The sequence below is a fragment of the Rhodococcus sp. EPR-157 genome, from assembly GCF_001647195.1.
Classification (GTDB): Bacteria; Actinomycetota; Actinomycetes; order Mycobacteriales; family Mycobacteriaceae; genus Rhodococcoides.
The window spans coordinates 15,734-31,607 of the sequence record NZ_LVCV01000343.1 but is presented as its reverse complement, the minus strand read 5'-3'; the positions used below and the strand labels follow the sequence as shown (position 1 = coordinate 31,607).

The following is a 15,874-nucleotide window of genomic DNA, read 5'->3' as shown; positions in this document are numbered from 1 at the left end:
CACACGATCTGGGTTACGACCTACTCCGTTTCAGCGGAGGCACCGGTACGACGGCTTCGGTGCGTCGAGATCTCGACACCCGCCTCGGCGAAAGGATGCATGAAAGCTGCGCGGTGCGTCCCGAGGGGGAAGCACGTACCTCGTGCAGCATGATGGCCGAAATTGCCTCCGGTGCAGTCGAGTTCAATTCGTGGCGCCAGCACTACGGCGTCCCCGATCCCGAACCTGCACTTCCCTTCCTGTTCATCGGCATCACAGCGGGAACCCTTGCGGTCGCGGCATCTACCGCGTCGGTGCTCGCTTCGCTCCGAGTGCGCGAGGTGACTGCATGAGCGCTCAGGTTCTCGACTCTCCCGCCGCACGCCGACACCAGAGCCCACTACCGCGGCGCATCGCTGTACCGCGCACCACCACAACGGTTCTGGTTGCAGCCGCAGTCATAGCATCGCTCGCACCGTCATTGTTGCCGAGGTCATCCTTGACGCAGGCGATCGTCACCGGCGTGGCCGCGTCGCTCGGCCTTGCACTCTCGGCGATCCTCTTCCGTGTGACGAACCGAGTGTCGACGCCGTCCATACACCCACGCACGCGCCTGATTGCGCTTGCCGGAGGTACGGTCGCAATCCTTGCCGCAGCGATGCTCGACGCCCGCTGGCAGAACAGCCTCCGCGCAGCCATGGCGAGCGAGCCGACGTCGCCGATGCATTGGGTCGAAGTCCTGTACGGCTCTATTTCGATCTGTGCAATTCTGGTAGTGATCGGTGTCGGAATCGTACGGGGTGCACGCAGGCTAGGTCGGACCAACACTGCTGTGCTGTTGATTGTTTCGGTACTTTCTGGCTATTTCTTGGCGCTGCCTGCGACATGGTCTTCGTTCGCAACGCAGTCGGCTTCGGCCGGTGCGTCGATGGATACTTCGCTGTCGCTTCCACAATCGTCCGGTAGGTCGGGTAGTCGCGACTCGCTGATCGACTGGAACAGCCTAGGACGAGAGGGCAGGAAATTCGTAACCGGAGGTGACGACGGCTCGGCGGTCCGAACCTATGTTGCACTCGACGCCGACCCGGTGTTGCTCACACGCGCCCGGATAGCCGTCGACGAACTCCAGCGTTCCGGGGGGTTCGCCAAATCACATGTCGTCGTGGCTGTCCCGACGGGTTCGGGATGGGTGGACGCGAACGCGGTGACGGGTATCGAGGATCGATTCGACGGCGACGTCGCGACAGTGGCACTCCAGTACTCATACCAGCCGAGTTGGGTGACGTTCCTGTTCGCCAAGTCCGAGGCCACCGAAGCCGCACGCGCTGTGCTCGATGCAGTGCGAACCCGGATAGCGGAACTACCGGCGGCCGCCCGACCCGATCTGTACGTCTACGGCCAAAGTCTCGGCTCGATCGGCGGTAGCGCTGCAGTGGCTGAAGATCGGGCCGCGATCTGCGGCACACTGTGGGCCGGCCCACCGGCCGGGGAGGTCGAAACGGGTGCGGCGGTTGTGCTCGCCAACTCCTCCGATCCGGTCGTCCGATGGTCGACCGAGCTGCTCACCTCACCACCGAACCTCGACGGCGTTCGCGTCGACGCCCCGATGCCGCAGTGGATTCCGGTGATCAGCTACCTTCAGACGACTGTCGACATGGTGTCCGCATTGGATGCGCCGGCCGGACATGGGCACAGGTACGGCCAAGACCAAGGCACACTCTTGCCGAACTGCTAGTCCGTGAGTCCCATTCGTGAACTCAGCCAGTCCACTTCGACTTCCAAAGCCGGAGCCCACACGTCCATCGAGTGACCTCCGGGTAGTTCCCGATAGTGTGCGTCCATCCCTGAGGCGACCGCTCTGTCGTATGCACGCAGAACCTGCGGCCGGAATTCGCCGTCCTCGCTCCCGGCCAAGAATGCCCCTGCTGTCGATGGAAACTCACGCTTGGCCATCACCTCGAGTGGAGCGACTGCGTCGAATCGCTTCTCCGACGCCTCCGAGTCGTCGCCGAATGCAGCGGTGACGGACTCTGCGCGCGTCCCCCGGCGCGGCTCGTCCTCGCCCGAGATATCGAGAAACGTCGGATACACCGTCGGTGCCAGAACTGCCGCCTGCAGGGCGCAGGTACCGCCGTACGAGTAGCCGCCGATCGCCCACGAGTGCGGATCCTCGGACACCTGCAGGTGCGACTTGGCCCACGCGGGTACATCGACGGACAAGTAGGTGAACGCGTTCCCGAGATCGGAATCCATACACATCGGATTCGCCTCGGTATCGCCGAGGCCGTCCGCGACGACCACCACCGGCGCCAGCCCGTCGTGGGCTGCCGCGTAGGTATCCATGGTTCGGGCCAGATGCCCACCCTGGAGCCAGTCGACCACGTGTCCCGGCTGACCGGTCAGCAGCACGAGAACCGGTAGGGGTGCGTGCGTGTCGACCGAGTAGGCCGGTGGGAGGTAGATCGACGCCGGGCGCGCCCGAAAACCGGACACCACACCCGGTATGTCGGCTTCGATGACCTTCTCGGCGGCCGGCAGGGTGGCGGGCGGATGCCCGAGCGCCGCTGCCGCCGTCGGGTATCCCAGAACGTTCGCGTTCAGTTGAGCCACACACGCGGCAATCGTCATCGCGACGGCCACTACTCCGACTACCCGACGCCGTCGGCACACGATCCAGCTCACGATCGCGACGACTGCCGCGATCGTGAGCATCAGCGGCGCCCATCCGTCGATCCGCACGTGCGCCAGGTCCACCAGCGCGCCGTGCATCGAGTCGATCACGAAAGGTCTACTTCAGCGGGCCGCGAGCTGACTCGAACGCTGCGCCGACGCGGTACAGACGATCGTCGGCGAACGCAGGTGCCATGATCTGAAGCCCGACCGGAAGCCCGTCCTCCACAGCGATTCCCGACGGTACCGAGATTGCGCAATGCCCCGCCAGGTTGGTCGGAAGCGTGCACAGGTCGTTGAGGTACATGGCGATCGGATCGTCGACCTTGTCTCCCAACGGGAATGCGGTCGTCGGTGTCGTCGGCGAGACCAGAACGTCCACCTGCTCGTACGCTTTGTCGAAATCACGCGCGATGAGCGTGCGCACCTTGAGCGCCTGGCCGTAGTACTCGTCGTAGTAGCCGGCGGACAACGCATACGTGCCGATCATGATGCGGCGCTTGACTTCTGCACCGAATCCTTCTGCGCGCGTGATTGCCATGACCTGCTCGGCGCTGTGCTTGCCGTCGTCGCCGGCACGAGCGCCATATCGCATTCCGTCGAATCGGGCGAGGTTGGACGACACCTCGGACGGCAGAATGAGGTAGTACGCCGCGAGTGCGTGCACGAAATTGGGGCACGAAACCTCGACGACCTCGGCTCCGAGGGAAGTCAGCGTTGCCACCGCAGCGTCGAACGAGCCGATCACGCCGGCCTGATAGCTGTCGGAGTGCAGTTCCCTTACGACGCCGACGCGCACACCTTTCAAGTCTCCGCCTGCGCCTGCGCGGGCCGCCTCGACTACCGACGCGACCGAGGTGTCCACGGATGTGGAGTCTCGCGGGTCGTGGCCTGCGATGACCTCGTGCAGCAACGCAGTGTCGAGGACGGTACGACCGCACGGTCCACCCTGGTCCAGCGACGACGCGCAGGCAATGAGCCCGTAGCGCGACACCGTGCCGTACGTCGGTTTCGTTCCGACGGTCCCCGTAAGCGCGGCGGGCTGACGGATCGATCCACCGGTGTCGGTGCCGATGGCCAGCGGAGCCTGATGCGATGCGAGCGCAGCCGCGCTTCCACCGCCGGAACCGCCAGGGATCCGAGTGGTGTCCCACGGATTCTTTGTCGGCCCATACGCGGAGTTCTCCGTGGACGAGCCCATCGCGAACTCGTCCATGTTGGTCTTGCCGAGCATCGGGATTCCGGCTGCCCGCAGCCTGTTCGTCACCGCTGCGTCGTACGGAGACATCCACCCCTCGAGCATCTTCGACCCACAGGTGGTCGGCATGTCCGTGGTGGTGAATACGTCCTTCAGCGCGAGCGGTACCCCGGCAAGCGGCGAGGCGGGCGCGTCACCCGCTGCCCGCCGGGCATCGACCTCGCGCGCCGCAGCCAACGCGTTCGAGCCGCTGACGTGCAGAAAAGCATGAATATCCGTATCGACACTATCGATGCGATCCAAGTGGGCCTGGGTGACCTCGACAGCGGATACGTCGCCGGAATGGATGCGCGTCGCGAGATCGGATGCGTCGAGCGCGGTCAGATCGGTCATTCGCTCTCTCCCAGAATTTGCGGCACTGCGAAACGGTCTTCCTCGGCGTTCGGGGCGCCGGAGAGCGCTTGCTGCGGAGTCAGCCCCGGCACGATCACGTCCGGTCGCGTCACGTTGGTGATGGCGCTGGGATTCGCCGTCGGTGGCACATCGTCAGCAGCGACTTCCGCGACCGCCTTCACGTGGTGAAGGATCGAATCCAGCTGGCCGGCAAACTCGTCCAGCTCGGCTTCACTGAGAGCCAGCCGAGACAGCCGGGCGAGGTGAGCCACCTCGTCGCGGGAGATATCAGGCACCGCGTAGACCCCTTTCACACATGTATCGATGCAGCCGCACAGGTACGCGACCCGTGCAAGCCTAATGGCCGCACCGAGCGAGGCGTCATCCAGCAGCCACAAAGCCATCCTGCGGCCCTGAAGCTCCGAGACGAGATGTCATAAAGGTCACGTGCGGCGCTGCGGCTGCGAATACCAGCCCTCACAATGCAAGGATGGCTCGCGGCGCTCGCGAACCCGAGCGCCGAACGGACCCATGCCATCGAAAGGGAGCACCATGTCGTATCTGCTCCGAGTACAGCTCCCCGATCGTCCTGGCTCCCTCGGGTCACTTGCCGTTGCTCTCGGTTCGGTCGGCGCCGACATCTTGTCGCTGGACGTGATCGAGCGCGGCGACGGCTACGCGGTGGACGACCTGGTCGTCGACGTCGCGCCGGGCGCACTTCCCGATACCCTCATCACTGCTGCGGAGAATCTGCACGACGTTCGAGTCGACTCCATTCGGCCCTACACCGGCGTCCTCGACACTCATCGCGAACTCGAACTGATCGACCGTGTGGCGGCTGCGTCGGACGACCGCCTGCAGGTGCTCGTCGACGGCGCCCCGCGCGTGCTCAGGGTGGGGTGGTCGGTGGTGGTTGCGACCGGCCGTCGCGGTGCGTACCGAGTTGTCGGCAGCTCTGGGGCACCTGAAACACACGCGACGGACATGCCGTGGATGCCGCTCGCACACCCGTCGGCACTCGACGGCGAAGCCGACTGGGTTCCGCAGGTCTGGCGCGACATGGATACAAAGATTGCGGCCGCTCCGCTCGGGTCCACCGGCACGGTACTGATGCTCGGACGCCCTGGCGGGCCGGATTTTCGGCCGTCCGAGGTGGCGCGACTCGGCTACCTCGCCGGAATCGTCGCCACCGTCCTCGGCTGACCTACCCGGTCTTGTCCTTCTCGTCCGGCACCGATTCTTCGGCAGCGGGCCGAACGGCATCCGGTAGAACAGCAGCGGGACCCTCGGTGAGCAGCAGCGTGAACCCGTCTTCGTCCAGGACCTGCACCCCGAGTTCGACGGCCTTGTCGTGCTTGCTGCCCGGAGACTCTCCGACGACGACGAACGCGGTCTTCTTCGACACCGACCCCGCGGCCTTGCCGCCGCGCACGAGGATCGCTTCCTTTGCTTGATCGCGTGAGTAGTTCTCGAGCGATCCGGTGACGACGATCGACATGCCTTCCAGGTTGCGAACGATGGACTCGTCGCGCTCGTCCTCCATCCGCACCCCAGCTGCGCGCCACTTCTCGACGATCGTGCGATGCCACGGAACGCCGAACCACTCGGCAACCGCTTTCGCAATGGTGCCGCCGACGCCGTCCACCGCGGCGAGCTCCTCCTCGGATGCGCTCTCGATGGCTTCGAGGCTGCCGAACTCGCTGGCCAGAGCCCTGCCCGCCGACGGACCGACATGCCTGATGGACAAGCTCACCAGAACTCGCCACAGTGGCCGGTTTTTCGCCTTGTGCAGGTTGTCGAGCAATCTCCGACCGTTCGCGGACAACGCTCCTGCCTTGGTGCGGAAAATCGACGTCTTCAGCAGGTCTTCTTCGGTGAGCGAGAAAATGTCACCCTCGTCCAGAACGACCTCGGCCTCGAGGAGGTCCGTGGCAGCTTCGTATCCGAGGCCCTCGATATCGAATCGACCTCGCTCGGCCACGAAGAACAATCGTTCGCGTCGCTGGCCGGGGCAGAACTGCGAGTTGGGACACCGAAGGTCGGCATCGCCCTCTTTCGCCGGTGCGAGTGTGGTTCCACACTCGGGGCAATCGACGGGCATGACGAACTCGGTCTCGTCGCCGGTACGGACGTCGACGACGGGCCCCAGCACTTCCGGGATCACCTCACCCGCTTTGCGAATGGTGACGATGTCACCGATCAACACACCTTTGCGTTTGACCTCGGAACCGTTGTGCAGGGTGGCCAGAGACACCGTCGATCCGGCGACCAGGACGGGTTCCATGTACGCAAACGGCGTGACGCGGCCCGTCCTGCCGACGCTGACCCGAATATCGAGGAGTCTGGTGGTCACCTCCTCGGGCGGGTACTTGTATGCGATAGCCCACCTCGGGGCCCGCGAGGTGGTTCCGAGCCGTCGGTGCAGCGACATCTCGTCGATCTTGACGACGAGACCGTCGACTTCGTGTTCCACATCATGACGGTGCTCGTCCCAGTACGCGACGTTCTCGACCACAGCCTCGATGCCCGTGACCCTGACGGTGTGCGAGGACACCGGAAGTCCCCACGCCTTCAGCGCCTCGTAGGCGTGCAGCTGCGAATCCGGCGCGAATCCCTCCATGCGCCCGAACCCGTGGCAGATCATTCCCAGACGCCGCTTCGCCGTCACCGCAGGATTCTTCTGCCGCAACGAGCCCGCTGCAGAGTTGCGCGGGTTGGCAAACGGGGCTTTGCCTTCTTCGACGAGAGCAGCATTGAGGGCTTGAAAGTCCTCCAACCGGAAGAACACCTCGCCTCGCACTTCGAGCAGTGCGGGGATCGGGTAGTCGGCGCTCTCTTCGAGCGTGTCCGGTATATCGGAGATGGTACGAGCATTGAGTGTGACGTCCTCGCCGGTCCGGCCGTCGCCTCGGGTTGCCCCGCGAACGAGCTTCCCGTTCTCGTACACCAGATTGAGCGCCACGCCATCGATCTTGACCTCGCACAGGTAGTGCAAGTCGGGGCCGGTTTCGGCTTCCACCCGTTTGGCCCATGCCCGCAGCTCGTCGTGGTCGAAGACGTTGTCGAGACTGAGCATTCGCTCGAGGTGATCGACCGCGGTGAACTCGGTGGCGAACCCTCCTCCGACCAGTTGCGTCGGCGAGTCGGCCGTACGGAGTTCGGGGTGGCTGTCTTCCAGATCGTTCAGTTCGCGCAGCAACCCGTCGAACTCTCCGTCGGAGACGATCGGCGAATCGCGGACGTAGTAGCGAAACTGATGACCACGAACATCCTCGGCCAGCTTCTGCCACCGATCCCGATCCTCGCTCGATGCGGGAGTTCCCTGCGCAGCGGGACCGCTCTCGTCGGTCGTAGCGGGCTCACTCGTCACAGGCACAGTCGGTTCGTCCACACCTCGAAGATTAACGGAACCCACCGACACTTCGAGCGGCCCTACAGCGAATCAGGTGCGTCCTGAAAAGCGTCTGCGACGTTGCCCGCAAGCTCCAGGGCATGCCTGGACCATTCCGGCGTCGCACCTGCCAACCCGCACGAAGGAGTGACCGATACCTGCGTCGCCAGGATGGACCTCGGGAATCCGAGACGGTCGACGAGAGTCAACGCAGGTGCTGCCACCTCGCGCCATGTCGGGATCCGCTCGGGTGCGACCGCGGGCACGAGGCCGAGCAAGAGTGTCTTGCCCGCCTGCAGAAATTCCCCCACGGCGTCGAGATCGCCGGCGGTGAGAAGCGCGACGTCGATGGCTGCTGCGTCGGCGCTGCTCCGGCGGATCAGCTCCAGGGGTACGTCGGCGCCACAGCAGTGGACGACGGTAGGAGCCCCGACGCCGACGATGACCGAGTCCAACAATTCGAGAGCCTCGGGTTCGGGAACTGCCCGCACCGGATCGAGTCTGGTCACTCCGGACAGCGAACCCGCCAGCACGGCAGGCAAACTCGGCTCGTCGAGTTGCACGACGATGTCGACACCCAGCCTCGAACGCAGCTCGGTACAGTGCTGCCGGAGGCCTTCGGCGAGCGAACCCGCGAAATCTCGAACTGCACCGCGATCGGTGAGGACGCGGTGCGCACTGCGAAGTTCCACCTGAGCCGCCATCGTGTACGGCCCGGCGGCTTGCACCTTCAGTACGCGATGGGTCGCCGCGAACCCACCGGTCTCCCACAGCTCCTCGAGCACGTCGAGATCGAAGTGCAACAGATCCTCGGCTCGACGACCGGCAAGCGACTTACGTTGCGCCACACGGTAGCCCGAGGTACGGACGTCGAGTTCGATGTCCGCCATCAGGGCGCCGGTGCGGCCGATCGTATCGGCGCCGAGTCCGCGTGCGGGCAGTTCGACCACATGCGGGAGTGCGGGCAGCTCGCCCAGGACGATCGATGCGGCCTCTCGGACGTCGGTACCCGGCCACGAGCCGAGGCCCGTTGTGAGCGCGCCGAAGACGTTACCGCTCACTCGTTCTCGGAACGAGTGCCGGCGATCGTGGAGCTACCGATGACGATGTCGCCGTGCATATCCCGGCGGTACAGAACTGCAGCCTGGCCCTTGGCGACGCCGGTGAGCGGGCTACGGAGCGTGATGTCCATGCCGCCGTCCGCAGTTGCCTCGGCGACGGCTTCGGTCATACCTCCGTGCGCACGCACCTGGACAACGCATTCGATCGGCCCGACCGGTGCGGAACCTTCGGTCCAGACCGCCCGATCCCCCCGGATGCCCCACACATCGAGCCGCGTCGCCGATCCGACGATGACCGTGCCGCTCTCGGGTTCGATGGCGGTCACGTAGCGCGGCTTGCCGTCCACGGCGGGTCCCCCGACACCGAGGCCCTTGCGCTGCCCGATGGTGAAGCCGTGCACACCTTCGTGGTCTGCGAGTTCGGCGCCGGTGTCGGCGTCGACGACCTTTCCTGGGCGGATACCGATCTTGGCGCCGAGGAATGCTCGGGTGTCGCCAGAGGGAATGAAGCAGATGTCGTGACTGTCCGGCTTGTCGGCGACGGCAAGTCCACGCTCGGCCGCCTCCTCGCGGATCTCCGACTTCGGGGTGTCGCCGATGGGGAACAACGCGCGTGAGAGCTGACTCTGCGTCAGGACCGCGAGCACGTACGACTGATCCTTGTCAGCATCCACAGCCCGACGAAGAACACCGTCGTGCAGCTGCGCGTAGTGACCGGTTGCCACAGCGTCGAACCCGAGCGCCAACGCTCGATCCGCGAGCGCAGAGAACTTGATCTTCTCGTTGCAGCGGAGGCACGGATTCGGGGTCTCCCCAGCCGCGTAGGACTCGACGAAATCGTCGATGACGTCTTCCTTGAAACGGTCGGCGAAGTCCCATACGTAGAACGGGATGCCGAGCACGTCCGCAGCGCGGCGCGCGTCACCTGCATCTTCCTTGGAGCAGCATCCACGGGATCCGGTTCTCAGCGTTCCGGGCTCAGCAGACAACGCGAGGTGAACACCGACGACGTCGTGCCCTTCGTCGACGGCCCGAGCCGCCGCAACGGCCGAATCCACTCCGCCGCTCATCGCAGCCAGTACACGCATCAGCGTTGTCCTCCCCGAGCTCCTACGCTCGCCAATCCCGCAGCGCGGGCACGTTCGATTACTTGCGGCAACGCGGCCAGCAGTGCGTCCACATCCGCATCGGTGGATTGCGGCCCCATCGAGAAACGCAGCGAACCGCGGGCGGTCGAGGGATCTGCACCCATCGCGATCAAGACATGACTGGCGCTGGCGACGCCGGCGGTACACGCCGAACCTGTCGAGCATTCTATCCCTGCCGCGTCGAGCAGCATCAGCAGGGAATCGCCCTCGCAGCCGGGAAAGGTGAAGTGCGCGATGCCGGGTAGTCGGCCATCGCCCGACGCTCCGTTGACGACCACCTCGGGGTCGAGCGCTCCAATACCGGCGATCATCTTCTCGCGCAGCCGAGCCAGCTCGGCGCGGCGAGACTCCAGCTCGCCGACCGTCTCCTTCAACGCCGCAGCCATGGCCACGACCGACGCCGTGTCGTGGGTTCCGGAACGGACATCGCGTTCGTGTCCGCCGCCGTGCAACAACGGCACGCACGGCACGGTCCGCCCGAGCAGGAGCGCACCGACTCCTTGCGGTCCCCCGAACTTGTGTGCCGCGATACTCATCGCGGACAGCCCGCTGGCGGCGAAGTCGACCTTCAGGTGGGGAACAGCCTGGATCGCGTCGCTATGAATCGGAATGTCGTAGTCACGGGCCACAGCGGCGAGTTCGACGATCGGCATGATCGTGCCGACCTCGTTGTTGGCCCACATGATGGTGATCAGGGCGGTCTCGTGCCCGTGGGCAGCGAGTTCCGATCGAAGCGTGTCGGGATGCACGCGCCCGGTCGAGTCCACGGGAAGCCAGGTGACCTCGGCACCTTCGTGCTCGACGAGCCACTCGACCGCGTCGAGGACGGCGTGGTGCTCGACCGAACTTGCGATGACTCTTCTGCGGAGCGGATCTGCATCCCGCCGGGCCGCGAAAATCCCCTTGACCGCGAGATTGTCACTTTCGGTGCCGCCTGAGGTGAAGATCACCTCGGACGGTCGTGCGCCGAGGTCGGCCGCGATCGATTCGCGCGATTCTTCGACGCGTCGTCGCGCCGCACGCCCCGAACTGTGGAGGGAGGACGCATTCCCTACCGTGCCGAAGACGCCGGTCATCGCCTCGATTGCGGCGGGCGAGATGGGCGTCGTCGCAGCGTGGTCGAGGTACACCGGTGCATTCGGGGGGTGGGAAGCAGCCGAACTGCGGGCAGAGGGCATAACGCCTCCCAGGATAGCCGGTCACGGAGGGTCCCCTGCGCACCGAAAAGTCGCGCGGTCAGCGCCCTGTAGGTAGCCGAGTGTCCTCGAGGACCTCCAACTCGACGACAGCGTGCACATCCGGGTCGCTCTGCTCACCGGATCTGGCCGCACTCTCGCATCGACGGGCCAAGTCGCGCCGATCGGTCCCCGGAGCTTCCGGTGCCACCAGTTCGACATGCGCGACGACGCCCTTCAACCGGAAGATTCGGCCGATGGACTGCCCGATCGTCTCGTCGCCGACGAAGCAGGTCGCGGTGGTCTGTGCGTGGTCGGCGTCGACGTATCGCAGCCGAACCGGCTGCACCCATGTCTCGGTGTCGACAGCCGCCTGGAACATCGCCGGCCGGAACGATCCGTACGCCTTGCCGCACCACGTTGTCGCCTCGGGGAACACCACTACGGTGCCACCGGCGCGGAGCCGGTCAGCGACCTGATCGACGGTGCCGGGCAGAGATCGGAGGTTCCTGCGGTGGATCGGCAGGACCTTCATCGCCCGCGCCAGCAATCCGAGTACCGGCCAGTCGACCAGATCACCTCGTGCGACGAAGGTCGCAGGCCGGAGCGCCGTGAGCACGAGTACATCGGTCCAGGAGACGTGTCCGGCTACCAGCAGCGCGCTCCCTTCGGTTCGTGAGCGTTCTCGCGCCGACCGCAGATCGTTCACGACCAGGCCGATTCCCACTGCGAACAGCAAGAGGCGTGCGCCGAATTTGGTGACCTGCCTGCGACAGCGCGGTGACACCACTCCCACCACGATCAAGATCGGGAGCAAAGCGAATGCGAAAATCGCGACCAGCACCCGGAGTACGACGAATACGCCGGCGACAGCCTCCGATTCACGTGCGATACATCCTGTCCCACATGGGCTCGACGGCATCCATGCGTGATCGATGTCGGGTTCGACGATCTTGGCCGGCGTGGACCCGCTCATGCTTTCGTCTCGTACGTCAGGGCCGCGCTACGGAGCCGGTCGAGGTAGCGGGTGTTGGCTTGGTGCAGACCGAGTAGCGCGACGAAGTCGGCGACACCGAAGTCCGGGTCGTGTGCCGGTTCTCCGCAGATGACCGCATTGAGGCGTAGGTAGCCTCGCAGCAGCGGCGGCATCGACGGACGGGCGGGCGGAACGATCTCATCGAGCGATCGCCCGTCGACTACTACCGGGTTGATCGGGACGGCGCGCTTGTCCGCTGCTGATCCGTGCTTCGCGAGGAGGAAATCTCGAACGCCGCGCACGTTCGCGCCCGGCAATTCTGCGGGGGTTGCCTGCATCGGGACCGAGACGCAACCCATGACCCATTCGAGACCGGTGACTTCGAGATAGTGCAGAATCCCGGCCCACATCAGACCGAGAACAGATCCTGACCGGTGGTCGGGATGGACCACCGCTCGGCCCATCTCGACGACGCGAGAGGACGCCGGGTCGAGGGCGGAGAGGTCGAATTCCGTTGCTGTGTAGTAGCCCCCGGCGGCGACAGCGGCGTCGGGTGGAAGCATCCGATAGCACCCGACGAAGTCGTCGGTCTCGTTGTCGCGGACGAGAAGGTGGTCGCAGTAGTAGTCGAAGCGATCGGAGTCACGTCCATCGGCGGCGCTGGGCAATGCGAATCCGGGCTCGGAGGAGAACACGTCGAATCGAAGTCGCTGCGCGGCCTCGCGGTGGGCGATGTCGGTGGACAGGACGAGTGAGTACCTGTCGGTGCCGGGAGCGGAGCCTGCGGAGTGACCTAACAGGGCGGGAGCGGAGCCTGTGCCCGCGGAGTTTGCGGTGTCAGCGGTCATGACTGAAGTGGTCATGATGCTGTGTCTAACGGTTCGGAGCGGCGCCAGTGCGTCGGCAGGGTAACGCGTCCGAAGCTGTTGTGTGAACGGCAGTACGCAGCCCCCGCATCCGGTGGATGCGGGGGCTGCGTGGTGTGCGAGGGGTCAGCCCTTGTGCTTCTTGACCGCCTCGGTCAACTGCGGAGCGACGTTGAACAGATCGCCCACGATGCCGTAGTCGGCGATCTCGAAGATGGGAGCTTCTTCGTCCTTGTTGACGGCGACGATGGTCTTCGAGGTCTGCATACCGGCGCGGTGCTGGATGGCGCCGGAGATGCCGAGTGCGATGTAGAGCTGGGGCGAGACGGTCTTGCCCGTCTGGCCGACCTGGAACTGGCCCGGGTAGTAGCCGGAGTCGACCGCTGCGCGCGACGCGCCGACGGCTGCTCCGAGCGAGTCGGCGAGAGCCTCGACGACGCTGAACTTGTCAGCGCTACCGACGCCTCGTCCACCGGACACCACGACGGTGGCCTCGGTGAGTTCCGGACGGTCGCCACCGACAATCGGGTCACGGGAGGTCACTTTGGTGACGCCCTCTTCCTGAGCCGGGACCTCGACGGTCTCGCGGGTTCCGGCGCCGGCCTTCGGCTCGGCCTCGACTGCACCCGGACGCAGCGAGATGACGGGGACGTCGCCGTTGGCCTTGGCCTCGACCGTGAATGCTCCACCGAAGATGGAGTAGGTGGCACTTCCGTCGCCGTTGACTGCGATGACGTCGTTGTGCAGACCGGATCCCAGGCGCGCTGCGAGACGCCCAGCGACCTCTTTGCCTTCGATGCTGGCGGCGGTGAAAATCGCCGCCGGGCTCACGGACTCGGCAAGTGCCGACAACACGTCGACCTTCGGGGTGATGACGTATCCGTCGATGTCGTCGGATTCGGCGGCGTAGATCTTCTCGGCGCCTGCCTCGGTCAGCGCGTCGGCCAGCTTGTCCGTGGTTCCCGCTGGGCCGGTAACGACTGCGGACGGCTCACCGAGCGCCCGAGCCGCGGTGATCAGTTCGGTACTGACCTTCTTCAGTGTTCCTTCGACGTGCTCCACGAGCACGAGTACTTCTGCCATGACTTGCTCTCCTTGCGTGGTCTACGCGGCGTTTCGGGTCACTCCTGCGGTCTGCGCTCCCGCAGGTGGGCGAGATCAGATGATCTTCTGGCCTACGAGGTAGGTAGCGATCTTGTCGCCGCCGTCGCCCTCGTCGGTAACCCGCTCGCCTGCGGTCTTGGGAGGCTTGGGGGTGGACGACGTGACGGTCGTTCCGGCGTTCTCGACGCCGACGATGCCGTCCTCGACGCCGATGTCGGCGAGCGTGATGGTCTGGACCGTCTTCTTCTTCGCGGCCATGATGCCCTTGAAGGACGGGAAGCGCGGCTCGTTGATCTTCTCGGTGACACTGACGATGGCGGGCAGCGATGCTTCGAGACCGAAGATGCCCTCGTCCGTCTCACGTTCGCCGGAAACCTTGCCCGCATCCACGGTCAGCTTGCGCAGCTGGGTGAGGGCGGGGATCTGCAGGTATTCGGCGATGATCGCGGGCACTGCGCCAGTGCGACCATCGGTGGCCTCGTTGCCTGCGATGATCAGGTCGGCGGGCTCGTCGTTCTCGAATGCGACGTTTCCGAGAGCAGCAGCGAGTGCGTATGCAGTCTGGATGGCGTCCGAACCGTGGAGCGAAGGGTCGTTCAGGTGGACCGCACTGTCGGCACCCATCGAAAGCGCCTTGCGGATCGCGTCGGTTGCGCGATCGGGGCCTGCTGACAGAACCTTCACCTCGCCGCCCTGAGACTCCTTGATGAGCAGAGCTTCCTCGACAGCGCGCTCGTTGATCTCGTCGAGCACTGCGTCTGCTGCCTCACGGTCGAGCGTGAAGTCGCCGGAGGTGAGCTTGCGCTCGGACCACGTGTCGGGAACCTGCTTGATCAAAACAACGATGTTCGTCATGGGTCTGCGTCGACCTCCTGGTCATGTTCCGCTGATTCGTCCGGGGTGAATCGTCTAGCGCCTATGGGTTCTTGCTGTTCTAGGCCCTGCCGTAGATTACCCCATGTTTAGTTACTGGTGGGTAACTTACCGCAATTCCGATCTGACCATACATCCCACCCACCCGTACGGACGCCACCGCCGATAGTTGCGGGCCGGGCAAGGCGCTACCCTCTCGTCGGTGAGCGATTCATCATCAGCCGACACCTCTGCGGAACCCCGGCCCGAGCCACTCCCCCTCACCGGGGAGCGCACTGTGCCGGGCATCGACCAGGAGAACTACTGGTTCCGTCGGCACGAGGTCGTGTACGAAAAACTGCTGACGCACTGCGCCGGGCGCGTGGTGCTGGAGGCCGGATCCGGAGAAGGCTACGGCGCCAACATGATTGCCGACGTTGCCACGTCGGTCACCTGCCTCGACTACGACGCCTCGGCGGCCGAACACGTACGCGGGCGCTACCCGAGGGTCGGCATGCTTCGAGGCAATCTGGCACAGCTACCGTTCGCAGACAACTCGGTCGACGTCGTCGTCAACTTCCAAGTGATCGAGCACCTCTGGGACCAGGGCCAGTTCCTCGACGAGTGCTTCCGAGTCCTGGTGCCCGGAGGAACGCTGCTGATCAGCACGCCCAACCGGATCACGTTCTCGCCGGGTCGCGACACACCGCTCAACCCGTTTCATACTCGCGAGCTGAATGCCGACGAACTCACCGAACTGCTTGTCGGGAGCAACTTCGTCGTGCAGTCGATGACGGGCGTGCACCACGGCACGGTCTTACGCGAACTCGACGCCAAGCACGGCGGTTCGTTCATCGATGCCCAGATCGAACGCGCGCTTGCCGGCGAGGACTGGCCCGCCGACCTGACTGCCGACGTCGCCGCGATTTCGACGGCCGACTTCGACATCGACCCATCCGACATGGACGGCAGCCTCGATCTCGTCGCCATTGCAGTGAAACCAGGCCAACAGTCTGCGCTGAGCGGTTGAGCACTCCTCCACCGAAGGTGACCGAACCGGG

The 15,874-nt window shown here is 65.0% G+C and carries 14 protein-coding genes and 1 pseudogene; 4 read left to right on the top strand and 11 right to left on the bottom strand.

Annotated elements, in window-relative coordinates:
- A pseudogene (locus tag A2J03_RS31710) lies at window positions 1-332 on the top strand (hypothetical protein); the annotation flags it as partial.
- Window positions 329-1,714, top strand: coding sequence for an alpha/beta-hydrolase family protein (locus A2J03_RS15985; RefSeq protein ID WP_082897865.1), 1,386 nt, complete (start codon window positions 329-331; stop codon window positions 1,712-1,714). The pseudogene A2J03_RS31710 and the gene A2J03_RS15985, both read left to right, overlap by 4 nt.
- On the opposite strand, the gene A2J03_RS15980 is transcribed toward A2J03_RS15985, so the two are convergent.
- The 3 genes from A2J03_RS15980 to gatC are packed head-to-tail and all read right to left on the bottom strand — an operon-like array spanning window position 1,711 to window position 4,536.
- Window positions 1,711-2,760 (bottom strand): alpha/beta hydrolase, encoded by a 1,050-nt coding sequence (locus A2J03_RS15980; RefSeq protein WP_231912556.1) that lies wholly within the window; start codon window positions 2,758-2,760, stop codon window positions 1,711-1,713. The genes A2J03_RS15985 and A2J03_RS15980 overlap by 4 nt on opposite strands.
- A 7-nt stretch (window positions 2,761-2,767) precedes the next feature.
- Window positions 2,768-4,240 (bottom strand): Asp-tRNA(Asn)/Glu-tRNA(Gln) amidotransferase subunit GatA, encoded by a 1,473-nt coding sequence (gene gatA / locus A2J03_RS15975; RefSeq protein WP_068375764.1) that lies wholly within the window; start codon window positions 4,238-4,240, stop codon window positions 2,768-2,770.
- Entirely contained in the window at window positions 4,237-4,536 is a 300-nt protein-coding gene (gene gatC, locus A2J03_RS15970) for an Asp-tRNA(Asn)/Glu-tRNA(Gln) amidotransferase subunit GatC (RefSeq protein ID WP_068375762.1), read from the bottom strand. Before gatC ends, gatA begins: the two co-directional genes overlap by 4 nt.
- A 256-nt stretch (window positions 4,537-4,792) precedes the next feature.
- On the opposite strand from gatC, the gene A2J03_RS15965 reads away from it, so the two are divergent.
- Window positions 4,793-5,443 (top strand): amino acid-binding protein, encoded by a 651-nt coding sequence (locus A2J03_RS15965; RefSeq protein ID WP_068375761.1) that lies wholly within the window; start codon window positions 4,793-4,795, stop codon window positions 5,441-5,443.
- A gap of 1 nt (window position 5,444) precedes the next feature.
- Here A2J03_RS15965 and ligA read toward each other — a convergent pair whose 3' ends face one another.
- From ligA to A2J03_RS15925, 8 genes are all read right to left on the bottom strand, one after another.
- Complete coding sequence (ligA, locus tag A2J03_RS15960; protein ID WP_231912558.1) at window positions 5,445-7,520, bottom strand: NAD-dependent DNA ligase LigA; 2,076 nt, start codon at window positions 7,518-7,520, stop codon at window positions 5,445-5,447.
- Between the two features lie 152 nt (window positions 7,521-7,672).
- On the bottom strand, window positions 7,673-8,692 hold the full coding sequence (locus A2J03_RS15955) for a methionine synthase (protein WP_068375758.1): 1,020 nt from the start codon (window positions 8,690-8,692) through the stop codon (window positions 7,673-7,675).
- Window positions 8,689-9,780 carry a tRNA 2-thiouridine(34) synthase MnmA gene (gene mnmA, locus A2J03_RS15950; RefSeq protein ID WP_068375757.1) on the bottom strand — a complete coding sequence of 364 codons (1,092 nt, stop codon included), beginning with the start codon at window positions 9,778-9,780 and terminating at the stop codon, window positions 8,689-8,691. The genes A2J03_RS15955 and mnmA overlap by 4 nt, the downstream gene beginning before the upstream one ends.
- Entirely contained in the window at window positions 9,780-11,018 is a 1,239-nt protein-coding gene (locus A2J03_RS15945; protein ID WP_068375756.1) for a cysteine desulfurase family protein, read from the bottom strand. Before A2J03_RS15945 ends, mnmA begins: the two co-directional genes overlap by 1 nt.
- A 58-nt stretch (window positions 11,019-11,076) precedes the next feature.
- A complete protein-coding gene (locus A2J03_RS15940) occupies window positions 11,077-11,991 on the bottom strand; it encodes a lysophospholipid acyltransferase family protein (protein ID WP_068375751.1) in 915 nt (304 codons plus the stop codon).
- On the bottom strand, window positions 11,988-12,839 hold the full coding sequence (locus A2J03_RS15935; RefSeq protein WP_068375749.1) for a GNAT family N-acetyltransferase: 852 nt from the start codon (window positions 12,837-12,839) through the stop codon (window positions 11,988-11,990). Before A2J03_RS15935 ends, A2J03_RS15940 begins: the two co-directional genes overlap by 4 nt.
- 144 nt (window positions 12,840-12,983) lie before the next feature.
- On the bottom strand, window positions 12,984-13,940 hold the full coding sequence (locus A2J03_RS15930) for an electron transfer flavoprotein subunit alpha/FixB family protein (protein ID WP_068375748.1): 957 nt from the start codon (window positions 13,938-13,940) through the stop codon (window positions 12,984-12,986).
- A 75-nt stretch (window positions 13,941-14,015) separates the two neighbouring features.
- The gene (locus A2J03_RS15925; protein WP_068375746.1) at window positions 14,016-14,816 is read right to left on the bottom strand and encodes an electron transfer flavoprotein subunit beta/FixA family protein; all 801 of its coding nucleotides are present in this window, start codon (window positions 14,814-14,816) and stop codon (window positions 14,016-14,018) included.
- A gap of 220 nt (window positions 14,817-15,036) precedes the next feature.
- Here A2J03_RS15925 and A2J03_RS15920 point away from each other — a divergent pair, with 220 nt between their 5' ends.
- Window positions 15,037-15,843 carry a class I SAM-dependent methyltransferase gene (locus A2J03_RS15920; protein WP_068375744.1) on the top strand — a complete coding sequence of 269 codons (807 nt, stop codon included), beginning with the start codon at window positions 15,037-15,039 and terminating at the stop codon, window positions 15,841-15,843.
- Window positions 15,844-15,874: the final 31 nt, after the last annotated feature.